This window comes from Proteiniborus sp. DW1 (genome assembly GCF_900095305.1).
GTDB lineage: Bacteria > Bacillota > Clostridia > Tissierellales > Proteiniboraceae > Proteiniborus.
Genome location: NZ_FMDO01000030.1, coordinates 115,851 through 132,571, shown reverse-complemented (window position 1 = coordinate 132,571; position 16,721 = coordinate 115,851). Strand labels below are relative to the sequence as shown.

16 protein-coding genes are annotated in these 16,721 nt (G+C 32.5%); 3 read left to right on the top strand and 13 right to left on the bottom strand.

Annotated features, from left to right (window positions below):
• Positions 1 to 10 precede the first annotated feature (10 nt).
• The 4 genes from DW1_RS07605 to DW1_RS07590 all read right to left on the bottom strand — a co-directional run bounded on the left by DW1_RS07605 (position 11) and on the right by DW1_RS07590 (position 3,389).
• Positions 11 to 895: a diacylglycerol/lipid kinase family protein gene (locus DW1_RS07605; RefSeq protein ID WP_074350010.1), complete on the bottom strand. Its 885-nt coding sequence runs from the start codon at positions 893 to 895 to the stop codon at positions 11 to 13.
• Positions 896 to 1,055: 160 nt separating this feature from the next.
• Entirely contained in the window at positions 1,056 to 2,294 is a 1,239-nt protein-coding gene (locus DW1_RS07600; RefSeq protein ID WP_074350009.1) for an MFS transporter, read from the bottom strand.
• Positions 2,295 to 3,038, bottom strand: coding sequence for a glycerophosphodiester phosphodiesterase (locus DW1_RS07595; protein ID WP_074350008.1), 744 nt, complete (start codon positions 3,036 to 3,038; stop codon positions 2,295 to 2,297).
• Positions 3,039 to 3,194: 156 nt separating this feature from the next.
• A complete protein-coding gene (locus tag DW1_RS07590) occupies positions 3,195 to 3,389 on the bottom strand; it encodes a hypothetical protein (protein WP_074350007.1) in 195 nt (64 codons plus the stop codon).
• 204 nt (positions 3,390 to 3,593) lie between these two features.
• Here DW1_RS07590 and DW1_RS07585 point away from each other — a divergent pair, with 204 nt between their 5' ends.
• From DW1_RS07585 to DW1_RS07575, 3 genes are all read left to right on the top strand, one after another.
• Positions 3,594 to 5,345: an ABC transporter ATP-binding protein gene (locus DW1_RS07585; RefSeq protein ID WP_074350006.1), complete on the top strand. Its 1,752-nt coding sequence runs from the start codon at positions 3,594 to 3,596 to the stop codon at positions 5,343 to 5,345.
• Positions 5,346 to 5,360: 15 nt separating this feature from the next.
• Complete coding sequence (locus DW1_RS07580; protein ID WP_074350005.1) at positions 5,361 to 7,454, top strand: ABC transporter ATP-binding protein; 2,094 nt, start codon at positions 5,361 to 5,363, stop codon at positions 7,452 to 7,454.
• A gap of 72 nt (positions 7,455 to 7,526) precedes the next feature.
• On the top strand, positions 7,527 to 8,330 hold the full coding sequence (locus DW1_RS07575; protein ID WP_074350004.1) for a histidinol-phosphatase HisJ family protein: 804 nt from the start codon (positions 7,527 to 7,529) through the stop codon (positions 8,328 to 8,330).
• A gap of 5 nt (positions 8,331 to 8,335) precedes the next feature.
• On the opposite strand, the gene DW1_RS07570 is transcribed toward DW1_RS07575, so the two are convergent.
• The 9 genes from DW1_RS07570 to DW1_RS07530 form a co-directional block, all read right to left on the bottom strand.
• Entirely contained in the window at positions 8,336 to 8,617 is a 282-nt protein-coding gene (locus DW1_RS07570) for a hypothetical protein (protein ID WP_074350003.1), read from the bottom strand.
• 44 nt (positions 8,618 to 8,661) lie between these two features.
• Positions 8,662 to 9,528 carry a triphosphoribosyl-dephospho-CoA synthase CitG gene (gene citG, locus DW1_RS07565; protein WP_242942451.1) on the bottom strand — a complete coding sequence of 289 codons (867 nt, stop codon included), beginning with the start codon at positions 9,526 to 9,528 and terminating at the stop codon, positions 8,662 to 8,664.
• Positions 9,529 to 9,729: 201 nt separating this feature from the next.
• Positions 9,730 to 10,218, bottom strand: coding sequence for a citrate lyase holo-[acyl-carrier protein] synthase (gene citX / locus DW1_RS07560; RefSeq protein WP_074350001.1), 489 nt, complete (start codon positions 10,216 to 10,218; stop codon positions 9,730 to 9,732).
• Positions 10,215 to 11,252: a [citrate (pro-3S)-lyase] ligase gene (gene citC, locus DW1_RS07555; RefSeq protein WP_074350000.1), complete on the bottom strand. Its 1,038-nt coding sequence runs from the start codon at positions 11,250 to 11,252 to the stop codon at positions 10,215 to 10,217. Before citC ends, citX begins: the two co-directional genes overlap by 4 nt.
• 4 nt (positions 11,253 to 11,256) lie before the next feature.
• Positions 11,257 to 12,798 (bottom strand): citrate lyase subunit alpha, encoded by a 1,542-nt coding sequence (gene citF, locus DW1_RS07550; RefSeq protein ID WP_074349999.1) that lies wholly within the window; start codon positions 12,796 to 12,798, stop codon positions 11,257 to 11,259.
• A 13-nt stretch (positions 12,799 to 12,811) separates the two neighbouring features.
• Positions 12,812 to 13,684 (bottom strand): HpcH/HpaI aldolase/citrate lyase family protein, encoded by an 873-nt coding sequence (locus DW1_RS07545; RefSeq protein ID WP_074349998.1) that lies wholly within the window; start codon positions 13,682 to 13,684, stop codon positions 12,812 to 12,814.
• Between the two features lie 11 nt (positions 13,685 to 13,695).
• On the bottom strand, positions 13,696 to 13,959 hold the full coding sequence (gene citD / locus DW1_RS07540; RefSeq protein WP_074349997.1) for a citrate lyase acyl carrier protein: 264 nt from the start codon (positions 13,957 to 13,959) through the stop codon (positions 13,696 to 13,698).
• A 38-nt stretch (positions 13,960 to 13,997) separates the two neighbouring features.
• A complete protein-coding gene (locus DW1_RS07535; RefSeq protein ID WP_074349996.1) occupies positions 13,998 to 15,245 on the bottom strand; it encodes a methylaspartate ammonia-lyase in 1,248 nt (415 codons plus the stop codon).
• 23 nt (positions 15,246 to 15,268) lie between these two features.
• Positions 15,269 to 16,720, bottom strand: a complete 1,452-nt coding sequence (locus tag DW1_RS07530) for a methylaspartate mutase subunit E (RefSeq protein WP_074349995.1) — start codon at positions 16,718 to 16,720, stop codon at positions 15,269 to 15,271.
• Position 16,721: the final 1 nt, after the last annotated feature.

Genomic DNA, 16,721 nt, shown 5'->3' with positions numbered 1-16,721 from the left:
CCTTTAGTAGTTAGTTAAATATTCGGAAGCCCCTATGTACTACTTGAAAAGTTGCTGGAAGGACTCCTCCATATTCACCATCAATATCTACTTGCACTTCGTCTTCTGACTCTATAGTAACCTTTTTAGTCTTAAAATACTTCACATTTGGATGATTTATATGTTCACCTTTTAATATATTTAAGAAAATAGATAGTGCATCCTGTATTTCTGATTTTCTAATAATAATACAATCTAATAGCCCATCTTCTACTTGAGCTTTTGGAGCAAGCATTTTAAAGCCACCAATTGAAGAGCTATTAGAAACTAAAAACAGGAATATTTCTTCCTCGGAAGAATACTCTTCACTAGTTATTCTAACATTTATTCCATTAAACATCTGTTTAGGTATTTCTCTAAGTCCTTCTAGGTAATAAGCCATTCTACCTAGAACATTTTTGCTTTCAGTAGGTACTTGGTGAGCTACATTAGTTAAAAAACCTCCAGCAGCTACATTGACAAAATACTTATTCCCCCAATTCCCTAAATCAACATCTATAGTATTCTCGTTCATTATCATTTCACAAAATTCTTTTGAATCTTTTGGAAGTCCCATATAATTTGCAAAATCATTGACAGTGCCTGCAGCTAAAATTGCAACTGGAATTTTCCTGCCTCCTAATATAATCCCTGTCGCTACTTCATTTACAGTGCCATCTCCGCCACAAGCTACTATAGCATCCCAGTCTTCTTTACAGCATTTTATTGTTTCAAACATAGCATCATCTTTTTTTTGAGTTGCCACCTTACCTACTAGATACCCATTATCCAAAAGTATTTTGCAAATATTATCTATTCTCTTTTGAATAATTTGTCTACCAGAAGAAGGATTGTATATTACTTTTATTTTCTTCATAAATTTCACCTTTCTCACTTGTTCTTATGAATAAGAATTATCTGTTACTACATATATAATAATACATTATTCATATAATTACCATTAGTTTAATTTGCAAACCTAGTATAATAAAAATAAAAGTAATTAACATTCAAAAATTTGACTAGCCCATTGTTCACTAATTTGTATTTTCCCTATCGTTATTTTCTATTGCCTTGGACCTAGTTAAAAATATAAACATAAAAGCTAATATAAAAGATAAGGACGATAATACAAACATAAAGCCAAAACCTATAATATCAACAAAAAATCCAAACATCAAAGGCCCTAGTATAGCTGCTAAAGATGAGAAAAAATAATATAGTCCAGTATAGGTACCTATCTTATCTTCTGTAGTACACTCTACAACCATAGGATAAGAGTTAATGTTAATTAGAGACCAAAAAAATCCTCCTATTCCCATAAGAATCATCATTATTATATTAAAAGGAAGTGATAAAAATGTAGTAGTAGTTCTAACTGTTGACAAAATGAGAAATACTATAACCAAACCTATAATCCCCATTAAAATAGTCTTTTTCTTACCCACCTTTGAAGCTATAAAACCACTTGGAATAGCAAATGCTAAGAACATTCCCGCAAAGCTACTTAGGATTATTGAACCTGTTTTCTCAGTAGTTCCTAGATAATAGACGCTATAATTACTAAAAGTAGCCTCAACTCCTTGGTATGCAACAAACCAAAAGAAAATTGCACATAATATATAAAGAGTGGTTTTGTCCTTGTTCTTTATGACCTCAGATAAGGCTCCAAAGATATTAACTTTATCCTCTTTACTGATAACTCCTTTATCAGGCTCCTTTATGAATTTTAGTAAAAGGAATAAGGATACTATCATAAGCACTGAAGTTGCAATAAATAGCAAATATTTATTATACTCATATACGAATGCTCCAACAAATAAAACTAGTACAGAGGCTAATCCTCCCATAAAATTAATAACCCCGTTTGCTTTACTTCTAAGTGGAGCTGGCGTAATGTCAGGCATTAAGGCTATTGTAGGTGCCCTGTATATTGACATAGATAAATTAAGAAAAAATAGAATAATGACTATACTTAAAAGGCTAGTATAAAAAGGTAGTACACTAAATAATATGGCGGATATAGGAATTCCCAATATTAAAAAAGGCATTCTTCTACCAAATCTAGTTCTCGTATTGTCACTCATGGCTCCAATAACGGGGATCAATGATACAGCTAAAATATTGTCAAATGTCATAATACCATTTATCCAAAACTGACTATCAATAAAATCCCTTAAAAATAAAGGTACATAATAATTATAAACTGACCATACTAAACTGATTACAAAAAAACCAAGACCTAAAATAAAAGTCTTTTTGTAGTTAAGTTTCATCTAATTTCCTCCAATATTATCTCTTATTTTCACTGCTATATCAGGACAATTTGTTATAATACCATTTATCTTGAGGCTAACTAATGCCTCAATATATCTTTCGTCATCAACAGTAAATGGATTTAGCATTATTCCATTTTCAAAGCATTCCTTCACAAAATCAGGTGCAAATAGATTATAGAATAGTGGATGTAAAGCATCAGCATTTAGTCTTTTTGCATATATCCAAGGTTCTACTAACCCTGCCATATATAATATTCCAGTTTTTATTCTAGGATTTATCTTTTTAACTTCTATTAGACTATAGTGATTAAATGAAGATATAATCACCCTATCCTCCATTCCATATTCTGTAATCATATTAATTGTCTTTTTCTCAATATCAGGATATATAATTGGAGCATTCTTAATCTCAATATTTAATAGGATATCAGTATCCTTTATTAGCTCTAGCACCTCACTTAACTCTGGTATCCTTTGTCCTTTAAATTCTTCTCCAAACCAGCTTCCTGCATCAAGCTTTTTTAGTTCTGATAAGTTAAAGTCCTTAATAAATCCTTCTCCATCTGTTGTCCTATCCACTTTTTCATCATGACAAACAACTAAAACATTGTCTTTTGTCATATGTACATCTATTTCAATTCCATCAGATTTCATCTCCATAGCCTTAACAAATGAAGCCATAGTATTTTCAGGAGCATATGCAGAAGCCCCTCTATGTGCAATAATTAACGGTCTTTTCATAGTTCTTTTATCCCTCCTTCCCATAATTATATTCTAGGATTATGAATTGTTTACATATAAATAAAAATTTCTTTTATCTTATTTGTATTATTTCTTCACTGTTATGTTTTTTCCTTCAAGAAAAATAATAAAAGGACTATTGTAAGTCCTTTTTGTCTATTTAAATCCTTCATATTTATCTATCATAGCCTGCATCTTACTTGCCTGCATTCCTGATTCCTCTGCAAATTGCTTAAATGCCTTTTGAATTTCCTTATCATCTGTTTGTTTTGAAAACATTTCGTAGTCTCTTACCATTTCCTGTGCATCTAAAAGCTTCTTCTTTAATATATCCATATTGTTCATTTGCATACTTTTTCACCTCCCAAAGCTCATATTAATTATATTTTAATTAGATTGATGATTACTTTAATCTTAGTGTTCAACATAGTTTAAAAAATATTCGTATTAGAAAATTATTAGTGTAAAAAAAATTTATTTAATTAGAAGGTATAATATTTTGAGTGTCGAAATAAATATAGAAATGTTATTTCTGTCATGTTAAGGAGGCGTAGTATGCATAATTTCAAAACACTAAAAGATTTTTTCATCAAGCATAAGTGGAAATATATACTAGGTGTTATGTGGCTTTTAATAGTTGATATAGCTCAACTATTAGTGCCTCAAATATTTAGGATAGTCACTGATTCACTTGAATCAGGAACATTAACTCGCCAAAACCTTGTAAAATATTCAGCTTATATAATTGCTACTGGACTTGTTATTGGTATAGGAAGATATTTTTGGAGGATTTATATCAATAATACTTCAAGACAGCTAGAGTATTATATACGAAATAAGCTATTTGGACATCTTCAGTCTCTTTCAACTAACTATTTTAATAATCATAAAACTGGAGATTTAATGGCTCATGCAACAAATGACATTAATGCAGTAAGAATGGCACTAGGTCCTGGCATTGTAATGTTAACTGATGCAATCTTCATAACAATATCAGCCATATATGCAATGATAGGCACTGCCAATCTAAAGCTAACACTAATATCTCTTATACCATTACCATTTTTAGCTTTTCTAGTTTTGAAATTTGGAAAGATGATACATGGAAAATTTAAAGATGTTCAAGAGGCTTTTTCTAGTTTAACTGATAAGGTTCAAGAAAACTTTGCAGGAGTAAGAGTAATAAAATCCTTTGTTCAAGAAGAAAAAGAGATTGATAAATTTACAGATGCTAATGAATATAATTTTAAAATGAATATAAACCTTATAAAAGTCTGGGGACTGTTCTCTCCACTTATTCAATTTATATCTGCATTGAGTTTTCTCATTTTGATATGGTATGGAGGAATGTCGGTTATTAATGGTGAGATTTCTCTAGGAGATTTTATAGCAGTCAATAGTTATCTTGGACTTCTAGTATGGCCCATAATGGCTATTGGCTGGGTAATAAATATATTTCAAAGAGGAATTGCCTCAATGGAGAGATTAAATGCTATTTTTGATGAAAAGCCAGAAATAGTAGATAGCAAGAACTCAAAGGCTCTTTCTGAAATAAAGGGAGACATTGAGTTCAACAATGTATCCTTTAAATACCCTGGTAGCAATAATTATGCCCTCAAAAATATTAACATTAGAGTTGCACAAGGAAATACCCTAGCAATCATTGGAAGGACAGGAAGCGGAAAAACTACATTAGTAAACTTGCTTGTTCGTTTATTTGATATAAATGAAGGAAGTATCTATGTTGATGGAATTAACATTAAAGATATTACACTTAAATCTTTAAGAGAAAATATAGGATATGTTCCCCAAGAAAGTTTCCTTTTCTCTACAACTATAAGAGATAATATCGGCTTTGCTTTTGAAGACGAAGTAAGGGAAGAAAAAATAATAGAAGCTGCAAAACTTTCAGAACTATATTCTAATGTTATAGAATTTCCTCAAAAATTTGATACTATACTCGGTGAAAGAGGGGTAACATTGTCTGGAGGACAAAAGCAAAGAACTTCTATTGCACGAGCAATAATCAAGAGCCCTGGTATATTAATACTAGATGATAGTTTGTCTGCAGTAGATACACAAACTGAAGAGAAGATATTAGAAAATTTAAATGAAATCATGAAATCCCGTACAACAATAATTATTTCTCATAGAATTTCTACCATTAAAAATGCAGATGAGATAATTGTACTAGATGATGGAAAAATTGTACAAAGAGGAACTCATGATGAATTAGTAAAAAATGCAGGTATCTATAAGGACATCTACGAAAAACAGCTATTAGAAGATAGAATTCAAAATCTATAATGGGGGGATTGGCAAATGACTAATTTTCATGAAGAAGAAAACCTAGGTAAAGCCTATGATTCTAAGCTGATGAAGCGACTTCTAACTTATACAAAACCTTACTGGATGTATATCTTAATATGTATAGTCCTCCTTATGGCAGTAACTGCTGGTGATTTGGCACGTCCATATATATTAAAATACGCAATTGATGATAACATAAGAGCTTACCTTAATCCAATGTATGTATTTGACAAAGACTCAGGTATGGAAGGCATATTATATAAAGATAAAATTTTTGTCAGAGAAAATAAACTAACTGATTTTGAGAAAGAAGCAGCAAAGGCTGCTGAGATTAAAACCATAGTAAAAGTCAATGGTAATCACTACCTTGTTGATGGCTATATTGATAATGAAAGCACTAAGCCTACTGTAAAAGAGCAGGATAATAGTTATATAATAAACATAGATAATGATAGATACACTGCAAATCTACTTTCGGCAGAGGATTATAAACTTTTTAGAGAAGGTGATGTACAAAGCCTAAAGATTATTGGATTGATTTTTCTTGCAGTAATTACTTTAAGCTTTGTATTTAATTACATACAAGTCTTTATATTAAACTATACTAGTCAAAAAATAATTTTTAATATAAGGCAAGAAGTTTTTTCTCATCTACAAAAAATGTCTCTATCATATTTTGATAAAAATCCAGTCGGTAGACTGGTAACTCGAGTTACAAATGATACAGAAGCATTAAATGAAATGTATTCAAGTGTACTAGTAACACTTTTTAAGGATATATTTCTATTAGCAGGCATAGTAATCACAATGTTTAATATGAATGCCAAATTAGCTCTATTTTCTTTTACAGTCTTACCTTTTATAGTCATAGCAGCAACTATATTTAGAATTAAGATTAGAAAAGTATATAGAGCAGTAAGGGTAAGACTTGCTAGAATAAACTCATCACTAAATGAAAATATTACGGGAATGAAGACCGTTCATATATTTAGTAAAGAGAATAAGAAGTTTAAGGAGTTTGAAGGAATAAATAAAGACTATTTGGATGCAACTAAAAGAGAAATCCAACTATACGCTGTATTTAGACCTCTTGTAGAAATAATACGCTCTCTAGGCATAACACTTATTGTATGGATTGGAGGAAATAATGTTATTAATGGAGTCATAGAGTTTGGAGTACTATATGCATTTATAAATTATCTCCAAATGTTTTTTGAGCCAATATTAGATTTAACAGAAAAATATAACATTCTTCAATCTGCAATGGCTTCATCTGAAAGGATTTTCATGATTTTAGATACTGAAGAAGATGTTAAAAATCTTGAGAAACCAGTTCATAATGAGCATATAAAGGGTAAAATTGAATTTAAAAATGTATGGTTCGCATATGAAAAAGATAACTGGGTACTTAAAGATGTAAGCTTCACAATAAATCCTGGAGAAACTGTAGCATTTGTAGGTGCAACAGGTGCAGGAAAAACATCTATAATTAACTTAATTAACAGGTTTTATGACATACAAAAGGGACAGATACTAATTGATGGAATTGATATTAAAGATATGGATAAGTATCAGTTAAGAAGGCGAATAGGAATAGTTCTTCAAGATGTATTTTTATTTACAGGAACAATTAAAGATAATATTAGACTAAATAATGAAGATATATCTGATGAGGAAATTATTGAAGTATCTAAATATGTTAATGCTGATACTTTTATTGAAAAGCTTCCTAAGAAGTATGAGGAGCCTGTGATGGAAAGAGGCTCTACTCTTTCAGCAGGGCAAAGACAGCTTCTTGCTTTTGCAAGAGCATTGGCGTTTAAGCCCGATATATTAGTATTAGATGAGGCAACATCAAATATTGATACAGAAACAGAACTTCTCATACAGGATGCGCTAGGTAAAATAGTTAAAGGAAGAACATCTATAGCTATAGCTCATAGATTATCAACTATACAGCGTTCTGATAAGATAATCGTTCTCCATAAGGGACGAATTAAAGAAATAGGCTCTCACCAGGAATTATTGAATAAAGGTGGCATGTACTATGAGCTTTATAAATTACAATATAAAGAAGATTTTCAGATAGAAGAAAAAAGCAATTAATTCATTTACTTTTTATAATATATTTAGTAGAATAAGTTTTGTAGCTTAATTATATATTAGGAGTGGTTATAAATGTACGATTATCATGTCCATAGTAGGTTTTCTGGAGATTGTAGATACTCTATGGAAGATATGGTAAAAGGCGCTTTAGAAAAAAACATCAAAACTCTTTGCTTCACAGATCATATTGACTATGATTATGGAGATGATAAAATTGATTTTATTTTTGATGAGTATGATTACTTTAGTAAACTAAATAAAGCTAAGTTTAATTATAGAGATCAAATAGAAATTTTGAGTGGAATTGAACTTGGTATGCAGCCCCACTTAGTTGATAGTATTCAGAATAAAATTAACTTAGATAACTTCGACTTCATTATTCTATCAATTCATACAGTGATGGGTAAGGAAATCCATGAAGGCGAGTTGTTTACTAATAGAAACTTAATAGATGCTTACTTACTTTACTATAGTGAAATGTATAAGGTATTAGATAATTTTAGTGATTTTGATGTTGTTGGACATATTAACCTAATAGATAGATATGTTAAGTATATGGACAACAAGACTATAAAACTTGAAGAATATAAGGACCATATCGAAAAGGTTCTAAAAAAGATTATCGATAAAGATAAAGGAATAGAGATAAATACCTCTGGTATAAGATATGGCATAAACTCCTATCTTCCCACTGCAGAAATACTAAAGCTCTATAAAAAACTTGGTGGCGAAACTATCACTATAGGCTCAGATGCACATACTCCTGAACATATTGGATTTGATTATCAGGAAGCAGTCAAGCTTTTGAGAGAGCTTAATTTTAAGTATCTAGCCATATATAAGAACAGAAAAAAACAATTTATTAAAATAGAGTAAGGGTGTTACATCCTTACTCTATTTATTATAACCCTCTCATCGTATCCGCAGTTGTCACAGCTAAATAAATGAATACATTGATAATGTGGTACTCCATCTATAAGTTGTGTTATATCGTTAGATAAGTAAGGACTATAATCATCTAAAAAATTTACAATTGGTCCATTATCCCCCATTTTAGAAGAACATTTTGGACAAATTTTATTCGTTTCCTGAATCCCATTGCAAAAAGGACATACTAAATCCACTATTCTATTACCTTCTTCCTCTTCTTTTTTGTATCGCATTAGTATAATAGATTTTGTAATTATTATGTCCTTTGTAAGATTTTTTATAGATTTTCTAAAAAATAAAGCATTAGAGTCACTGCTAACAAATCTGCTGCCCCTCCTGGACTAATGTTTTTTTTGATAAATTCTTCATCTAATTTTAGAATTTTTTCTCTTCCCTTTTCTGTAAATATGCCTCCTAAGACTAAAGCCTCTTTTGCTGCCATTTTAGTATATTCTAACTGTTCTATTCCATGTCTTCCTAATATATTCACATCCTCTACAACAGTCATAAGGTGAAGTAACACTTGAACTAGGTTGTCATTAATGCTTTCCTTACCTTCCATAAGCTCCTTGAGTAAAGGTAAGGAATAATCTCTCACAGTAGGAAATCCAGATTCTACTTCACCTCTTATACCTTTGATTCCGTGATTTTTAAATAACTTCTCACCATAGGTTAAAGCCTCTTTATTTTTTAAATTTCCTAGCTCTCTAGATACTATGCCTTCTGCTATTTCGGTAACTTTATGACAAATATCTTCTACCTTCATATTTTTTTGTGTTTCCCTGTACTGAAGTCCTGTTGCAGCTGCAATAACTCCTAAAGAAAATATTAATCCTTTATGGGTATTTACACCATTGGTAGCTTTGAACATTTTATTTTCGCCTTCTATTCCTATAGGTCGAATAAGCTTTAACAATTCTCTTTTATCCTTACCTTCAAATTTTAAACCCTCTAATGCGCATTTATAAAAAGTGTGTACTTGAGATGCACTGCTTTTCATGAATGTATAAAAGTCCATATCCTTATGAGCACCTGAATTATTTCTATCTACAAGACCAGGCTTTGGTGTGGCAGAGACTTCTAATAGCATGGAGTTTATGGCTATTTCACTAATATCTTCACAAAACTTAGTATCAAAAGGCAATCTATTCTCCTCCAAAAAATCCTCAAATTAAAAAAGTCAATATTGCATTTGGTACTTCTTGTAATTCAAAGTTGATTTACTGGTAAATCATTTGTTAATGTAATACTAAACTAATAATGTATTATTACAAAATATAAGTCCTTTTCAATTATCTTAATTGTAAAATTAAACTTTGGCTAGTCTTAAATATACCTTTACTAATTACATGCAACCACGAATCATCTTATTTACTTTATCCACTACCTCCTGAAGACTATGTCTACCTGCTCTCATACATACTCTAGCATTCTCACCACATAATACACATTTCCTAGGTTCCATTCCTAGATTTTCTCTGCCTATAGATTCTCCATCCCCAAAGTATACATCTATATCAAATATTCTTCCCAATGGATGTGTTAATTCTAAAGTAATTGCTATTTTTTTAGATTCTAAAGACTCCATATCTGCTACTATAAGTATACTACTTCCATCATCTCCAGATAGAGTTTTGGAATAAACAATATTGTTAGAGAATTTCTCTATCAATATTTGCTTAAGAATTTGAAAAGCCTTTTTAGCCTCTATAGTATTTTTATCATTACCAGGATAGTTAATCTTTCCGCATATAACAGGCATATTGTATTCAGTTATTAAAGATAGTATTTCATAATATCTTTGCTCTCTATCTCTTAAAATTCTATCAATCAATGAGGAGAATCACTCCTTTTAACTTTCTCTATAATTGGCTTAGCCTCATTAGACATTAAGAAATCAAAGGTTGTTTCAGGAACAAATTCTCTAATTTTTTGAAATTCTTCATGCTTGATAAGTTTTCTAACCTCTGAAGCGCTAATTGGTTTATTGTCTATATTTAGTCTGTTAACTTCTACTACCTCAATACCATACTTAGGCAATATATTTGTTAGTGATTTATTATATTGGCTTGTAATATTGCAATATGGCTCTGTCCCTACATATCGTCTTTCTATATTAAAAACAGGACTAATATATCTGCCAAATATCTCTGCGTCTAGTTTAGTGTAAGCACTCAATCTAATATCCTCTTGCCTTAAAAAATATGATGGAAAAGTACTAGATGAAATAATATAGCTACCACCAGATAATACATGGACATTTTTTAAATCACTTGTACCTATTTTAACTAATTTTTTTCTTATTTCAAAGGGAAAAAGTGAACGCTCTTCTTCAACAATAAATATAATCACTTCTTCATTCTCTTTAGATGCTTTCTCTATTAAATATCTATGACCTAATGTAAAAGGATTACAATTCATTACTATAGCAGCTTTTTTCTTATTATCTAAGCCACTTTCTTTAAACATTTTTTCTATATATCTATCAACATTACACATTCCAGCTTCCAATAGTGCAACTTCTTCTACACTTTGCACCTCATTATAATTTAGTCCCTTAAATAAAGAAATATTCTTTGGTTGCGTAAAAATAAAAGTTTCAAAAATACCCTTATCAAAGAGTTCATTAGTTATTTGAGTAATAAGTTTGGAAGCAATACCTAACTCCCGATATTCTTCTTTTACTGCGAAGCACTTTAGTACTCTTCCAGCATATGAACATGTGCCTATTATTTCATCTCTGTATTTTGCTACAATAGTACGCTCTACATCTTTATCTAAAAGCAGATTAAAGGTTGAAAGAAAACCTTCAACCTTTAGCCTGTCACTATTATTTAAATCAATGGTTTCAATTCTTATATCCTGCATAACATCAATCCCTTATTTTTCTAACAACATCTATAACCGTACCATCTCTATATTCTACAACAGCCACTATTTTATCATCTAACTGTATTTTTTCTGGAACACCTGTCATATTTTCAGCTAATTTCTTTAGTTCCTCAATAGACATAATTGGTAAATTAGTTTTTCCTAGCTTTTCTATTAAATCCTGTCTTAAAGGATTAATAGCAATTCCTCTTTCTGTAACTAGGACATCTATAGTCTCTCCAGGAGTAGTTACCGTAGTAACTTTATCTACTACTATAGGAAGTCTTCCTTTAATAAGCTGAGTAACTACTATAGCCAACTTTGCACCAGCAGCTGTATCGCTATGACCTCCTGAACCTCCCATAATCATTCCATTAGAACCAGTAGTAACATTTACATTAAAATCTAAGTCTATTTCAGTTGCCCCTAAAATCATCACATCTAGATTATTTACAACTGCACCCTTATTATGTGGATTTCCATACATGGATGCAGACATTCCTTGATGTCCTTTATTATTTCTATAGGATTCTACTGCCTGTAAATCAAAGCACTGTACATCAAATATTGCATTAAATAATCCTTCTTCAAACATCTCTACAATATATCCTGTAATTCCTCCTGCTGCAAAGCTTCCTTTAATGTTATTTTTCTGCATTAGTTCCTTTACATAAGCAGCTACTGCTAAAGATGTTCCACCTGCTCCTGTTTGGAATGAAAATCCGTCTTTAAGTAGCCCTGATGCTTCGATTACCTTTGAAGTCATTTTGGCTATTTTAAGTCCTACAGGATCTTTAGTAATTCTAGTAGTGCCTGATACAATTCCTTTTGCATCTCCTATGCTTTCAACTTGAACAATATAATCTATATACTCTTGACTAATTTCAATAGGACATGCCGGATATGGCACTAGGTTATCTGTTATAACCACAGTTTTTTCAGCATAAAGAGCATCTGGCACTGCGTAACCTAGAGCTCCACAGGCTGACTTTCCATCTACTCCATTTATATTACCGTAAGTATCACATGTTGGAGCAGCTATAAAAGCTATATCTATTGCAAGGTCTCCTGACTCAATAGCCCTTGCTCTTCCTCCATGGGTATGCATTATAGCAGGCTTCTGTAGTTCTCCTCTTGAAATTGCTTCTGCTACTGGTCCTGAAATATAGTTTGCATATATTCCAGTAACTACTCCAGTCTTTATATAATGGACAAGTGGTTCATGTATTGGAAAAATAGAACTAGCAGCTATTTTTATATCCTTTATACCCATCATTGCTATTTCCTTAAGAACCATATTAAGCACATAGTCGCCATTTCTCAAATGATGATGAAAGGAAACAACCATACCATCTTTTATATTACATTTATCCAAAGCCTCTTTAATAGAACCCAATACTTTGGCTTGACTTGGCATGGCACTATGTATCTTTACAGATTTTTTCCTTACCTCGCCCAAGGATTCAAATGCACCTTTAAAAGGCTTAACTTCTCCATATCCTTGTATATGTTCAGGGATTTCTCTTCCAAGAGTATTCTTCATAGTATCTCCCCCTTTATAGCAATCCTGCTAGTTTTGCTTTTTTCAGTACATTCTGTGCCCTTGTAATAATAGGTGCATCAACCATCTTACCATTTAGTGAAAAAACGCCCTTCCCTTGACTTTGAGCTTCTTCCATTGCTTTAATTACATCCTTGGCATAGCTTATTTCCTCTTCTGAAGGAGCAAAGATTTCATGGATTGTATCTATTTGCCTTGGATTAATGGCAGCTTTTCCAGTCATACCAAGAGATTTTGCAGTCTGAATATCTCTTACAAAGCCTTCAAAGTCATTCATGTCTGCAAAAGGAGTATCTATTGCATCTATTTTACACGCCTTACATGTGGCAGCAATTTTGCATCTAGCATAAAAGATTTCTTTTCCTTCCGCAGTTCTTTTTATCTCTAAATCTGCAGTCAAATCCTCTGCCCCTAATAAAACACCAACTACTCTATCAGATGATTTAATGATATTATATACATTTTCAAGTCCATATGCTGTTTCTATTAAGGGAAATAACTTTATACTCTTTGGCTGAAAACCTTCTCTTCGCTCAATTTCTGTAAGTAATTCACAAGCAGTTCTAACATCTTCTTCTGTTGCCTTAGTCACCATAATTGCATCAGGCTTTACCAAAGCTATTTCTTCAATATCTGTAACACCAAAGGCAGATGAAAGGGGATTAATCCTTACAACTATTTCTGTGCCACAAAAGTCTAGAGCTTCTATGGCGTTTTTAACAAGTATTCTTGCTGCATCTTTCTCTGTAATACTCACTGCATCTTCAAGGTCTAATATTACACTATCTGCTCCAAGAATTCCTGCATTTTGCAACATATTAGGATTGTTACCAGGAATAAAAAGCATGGTTCTTCTAGGTCTATCCACAAAATCACCCCTTATATTGCCCTTTTAATTGCTGTTTCCACTCTTGCTTTTATAGTATAATCCAACGCTCCTCTATCTCTAGCAACAAGGTGGACATCTTTCACATTCAATTTATTCAGGGTCTCTAATATAACTTCCTCTATTTGCCTTCCAAACTGCTTCATAACTATGCTTTCCAGATCTATAATAATTCCGCCTCCATCATTAGGACTAACCATTATATATATATCATTAGACTCCATAGTCCCTGCCTTTGCAGGAGTTTTTATATTCATAGGTATCACCTACCTCTTATAGTACAATGCTATTTTAATTAAGCCCTATTCTTTCTATTAGCTAATGCAAGTACCCTATTCATTTCGTTATGTACAATCATAAATCCTTCATCAACACCCATTCCAGGTTTTGCCAAGCATTGATCAGCCCCACAAGCAATAGCTACATTAACGCATACTTGAGCAGATCTATCAGTTTCATTACATGTTCCACCACAGTAAGCACCTATCCCATTTTCTTTACAGTATAGAATTGCCTCAGCAGTATTATTTATACCTCCAAGGTCCGGTGTTTTTATTTGGACCATATCTGCTGCACCTTCGTCAACAAATAGTTTAATATCCTCAAAGGTATTACACCATTCATCTGCAACTAACTCAACATTTATTCCCTTTTCTTTTAATGCTAGTCTTAGTTCTTTAAGAGCTTTCACTTGCCCTTCCCTATTCTCAACATCCATTGGTCCTTCTATTCTAAGCTTAAAAGGTGATGCTATCTTCTCTAGTTCTCCAAGATAGTTTGCCATTTTTTCTGTGTCATTATCAAATGCTATACCTATAGTACCATATACATCTATATGAATCACAAATGTGTCCTCTTCTCTAGCTCTTAAAGTTTCTATTCTATTCTTTAGCCAAGCAACATATTCTTTAAGCTTTTCTCCATTTCTTCCTAGTTTTTTTTCAACATTGTTGAATAATGCATGAGGTAGGACATCAGCACCCTTAATAATCATTTTGTCAACATTATTATATCTATCGTCACCTGACTGAGTAAATATAGGAATTCTTTTTAATTCGACATTAGTGTTGTATTCCTCTTTAATTACTTCTGCCATAGTGACCTTCTTAACTTTAGCAGCAGCATCTAGTATAGCCTGTGTAACACCATATCTTATTGCTGTATGAAGTCTTTTTCCCTCTACAGTCATATGATCAACTTCCTCGGCAAGCTCCCTAAAGCCTATTACCTCTCTCCCAATTAGCTTTGGAGCAATGTGGTTTTCTATAATCGGAATAAACTCATCAGCAAGGAATAATGGATCTCTTCCACCAGCTCCTGAGTATTGAACTGCTGCACAATCTCCATAGGCTACCTGTCCATCCTCTAAAATAATCATTACTGATATAGACTCACCAGCCTGTCTAATTTTTGTAAAGCCTTCTGTTACAGGCTCGCCCACATATGTAAACCCATCAGACTCTGCACCTCTTTTTATTGCTCTTTGGTCATCAAAATAAAACCCTGTTCTTCCTGCAGAACATACAATGTCAATAATTTTCACGTCAATGCGCCTCCAATATATTTTTATTTTTCTGGTCTTCCTACAAGTGTACCTTTACCTACTGCATATATATCATCAATAACCATTTGAAAGCTAACTTCTCTTCCTTCAAACTTAGCTCTTTCTTCTAGTAACTTCTTATTGATATCCTTTATTTCCTTATTCATAGGAACATTACCAAACTCTAAGTATCTAATTGCACCATTATTATCTCTTGCTGGAAGCATTTTGCCAGCATTATATATGCTTGGCGCAAATGGAATATCTAGAACTCCCGCTTCAAAGGCTCTTACAGTACCTACAGCTAAATCTCCCTTTCCTAGCTCAAGAACTTTATCTAGTATACATTTTGTTTCAGCTTTTATTAATTCAATTTCCCATTCAAGTTCCTTTGACATTTGAAGTCTCTGACCTCTTAGAAGATTTAAAGTTTGCTTTGTTGCTTTAATACCTTGTGCATTAGCTTCCATAGTTGGAATACCTACAGCTTCATGAGGAGTCTTGACAATAACCTTTGTTGCACCAGCTAAAGCTGCAGTAGCTGCTCCCCAAGAAATAACACCAAAAGCCTTTGCTTCGTCAGCTGGGAAACCACCCATCCATTGGTGAAATACTGTAGTCAATTCCACATCATATCCATAGGTTCTAAAATACTCTTCTGATAACTCTATAAGTCCTCTTATTGCCGCTACATCCTGTACTAGGTTTCCACATTGCCCATATCCCAAAGTTAGGTTTTTTACCCCTTGTTCTGCAGCAAGTAGTCCCTCAATAATAGCCACTGCATTTGACATACTAGGGGGAACTAAGGTTCCTGTTAGAGGCCCAAAAGGCTCTCTGTTGATTTCAATTCCCATTTCTTCATATAATCCTGCAAGCCTATCACAATATTGCCAATCAAGTATTGATTTTTCAACACTTACACTCTTAGCATAAGGAATGTTATAAGATATCCCGCCACCTTCATTAGATGTCCATCCACCGGCATGTATTATCTCTGCTAATAGTCTTGAATCTGGTGTACCATGCCTAGCCTGCACAGGAGTATCTACTGCTTCTAATACTCTTCTACAATTCGCTACTCCATGATTTACTGCTGGAAATCCATTTAGCATAGAACGCTTTGTTTTAATACTTTCATCTATACCGACCTGACACTCGTTGTATCTATTTTGCCTTGTATAACTATCAATTGTACTTGGCAATAAGTCCGCTCCACCTTCATTTTGAAGGTATTGTAAAAGTTTAATATGCTCATCTACTAATGCAACACCTGCTCTTGGCTGTGCAAGAGTTACTCCTTCATTCTTTGCCCTTCTAAGCTTAGCAGAAAAGTTTTTGTGTTCAGGAATACTCTTTAAATAGTCAACAGCCTCTTGTAAATTCACATCACTTCCCGTAGGCCACTGATTTAATACCTCTTCTCTAACTTTATGAAACTCAGCTTCACTCCATTTTTTATTCTTAAGCTCCATT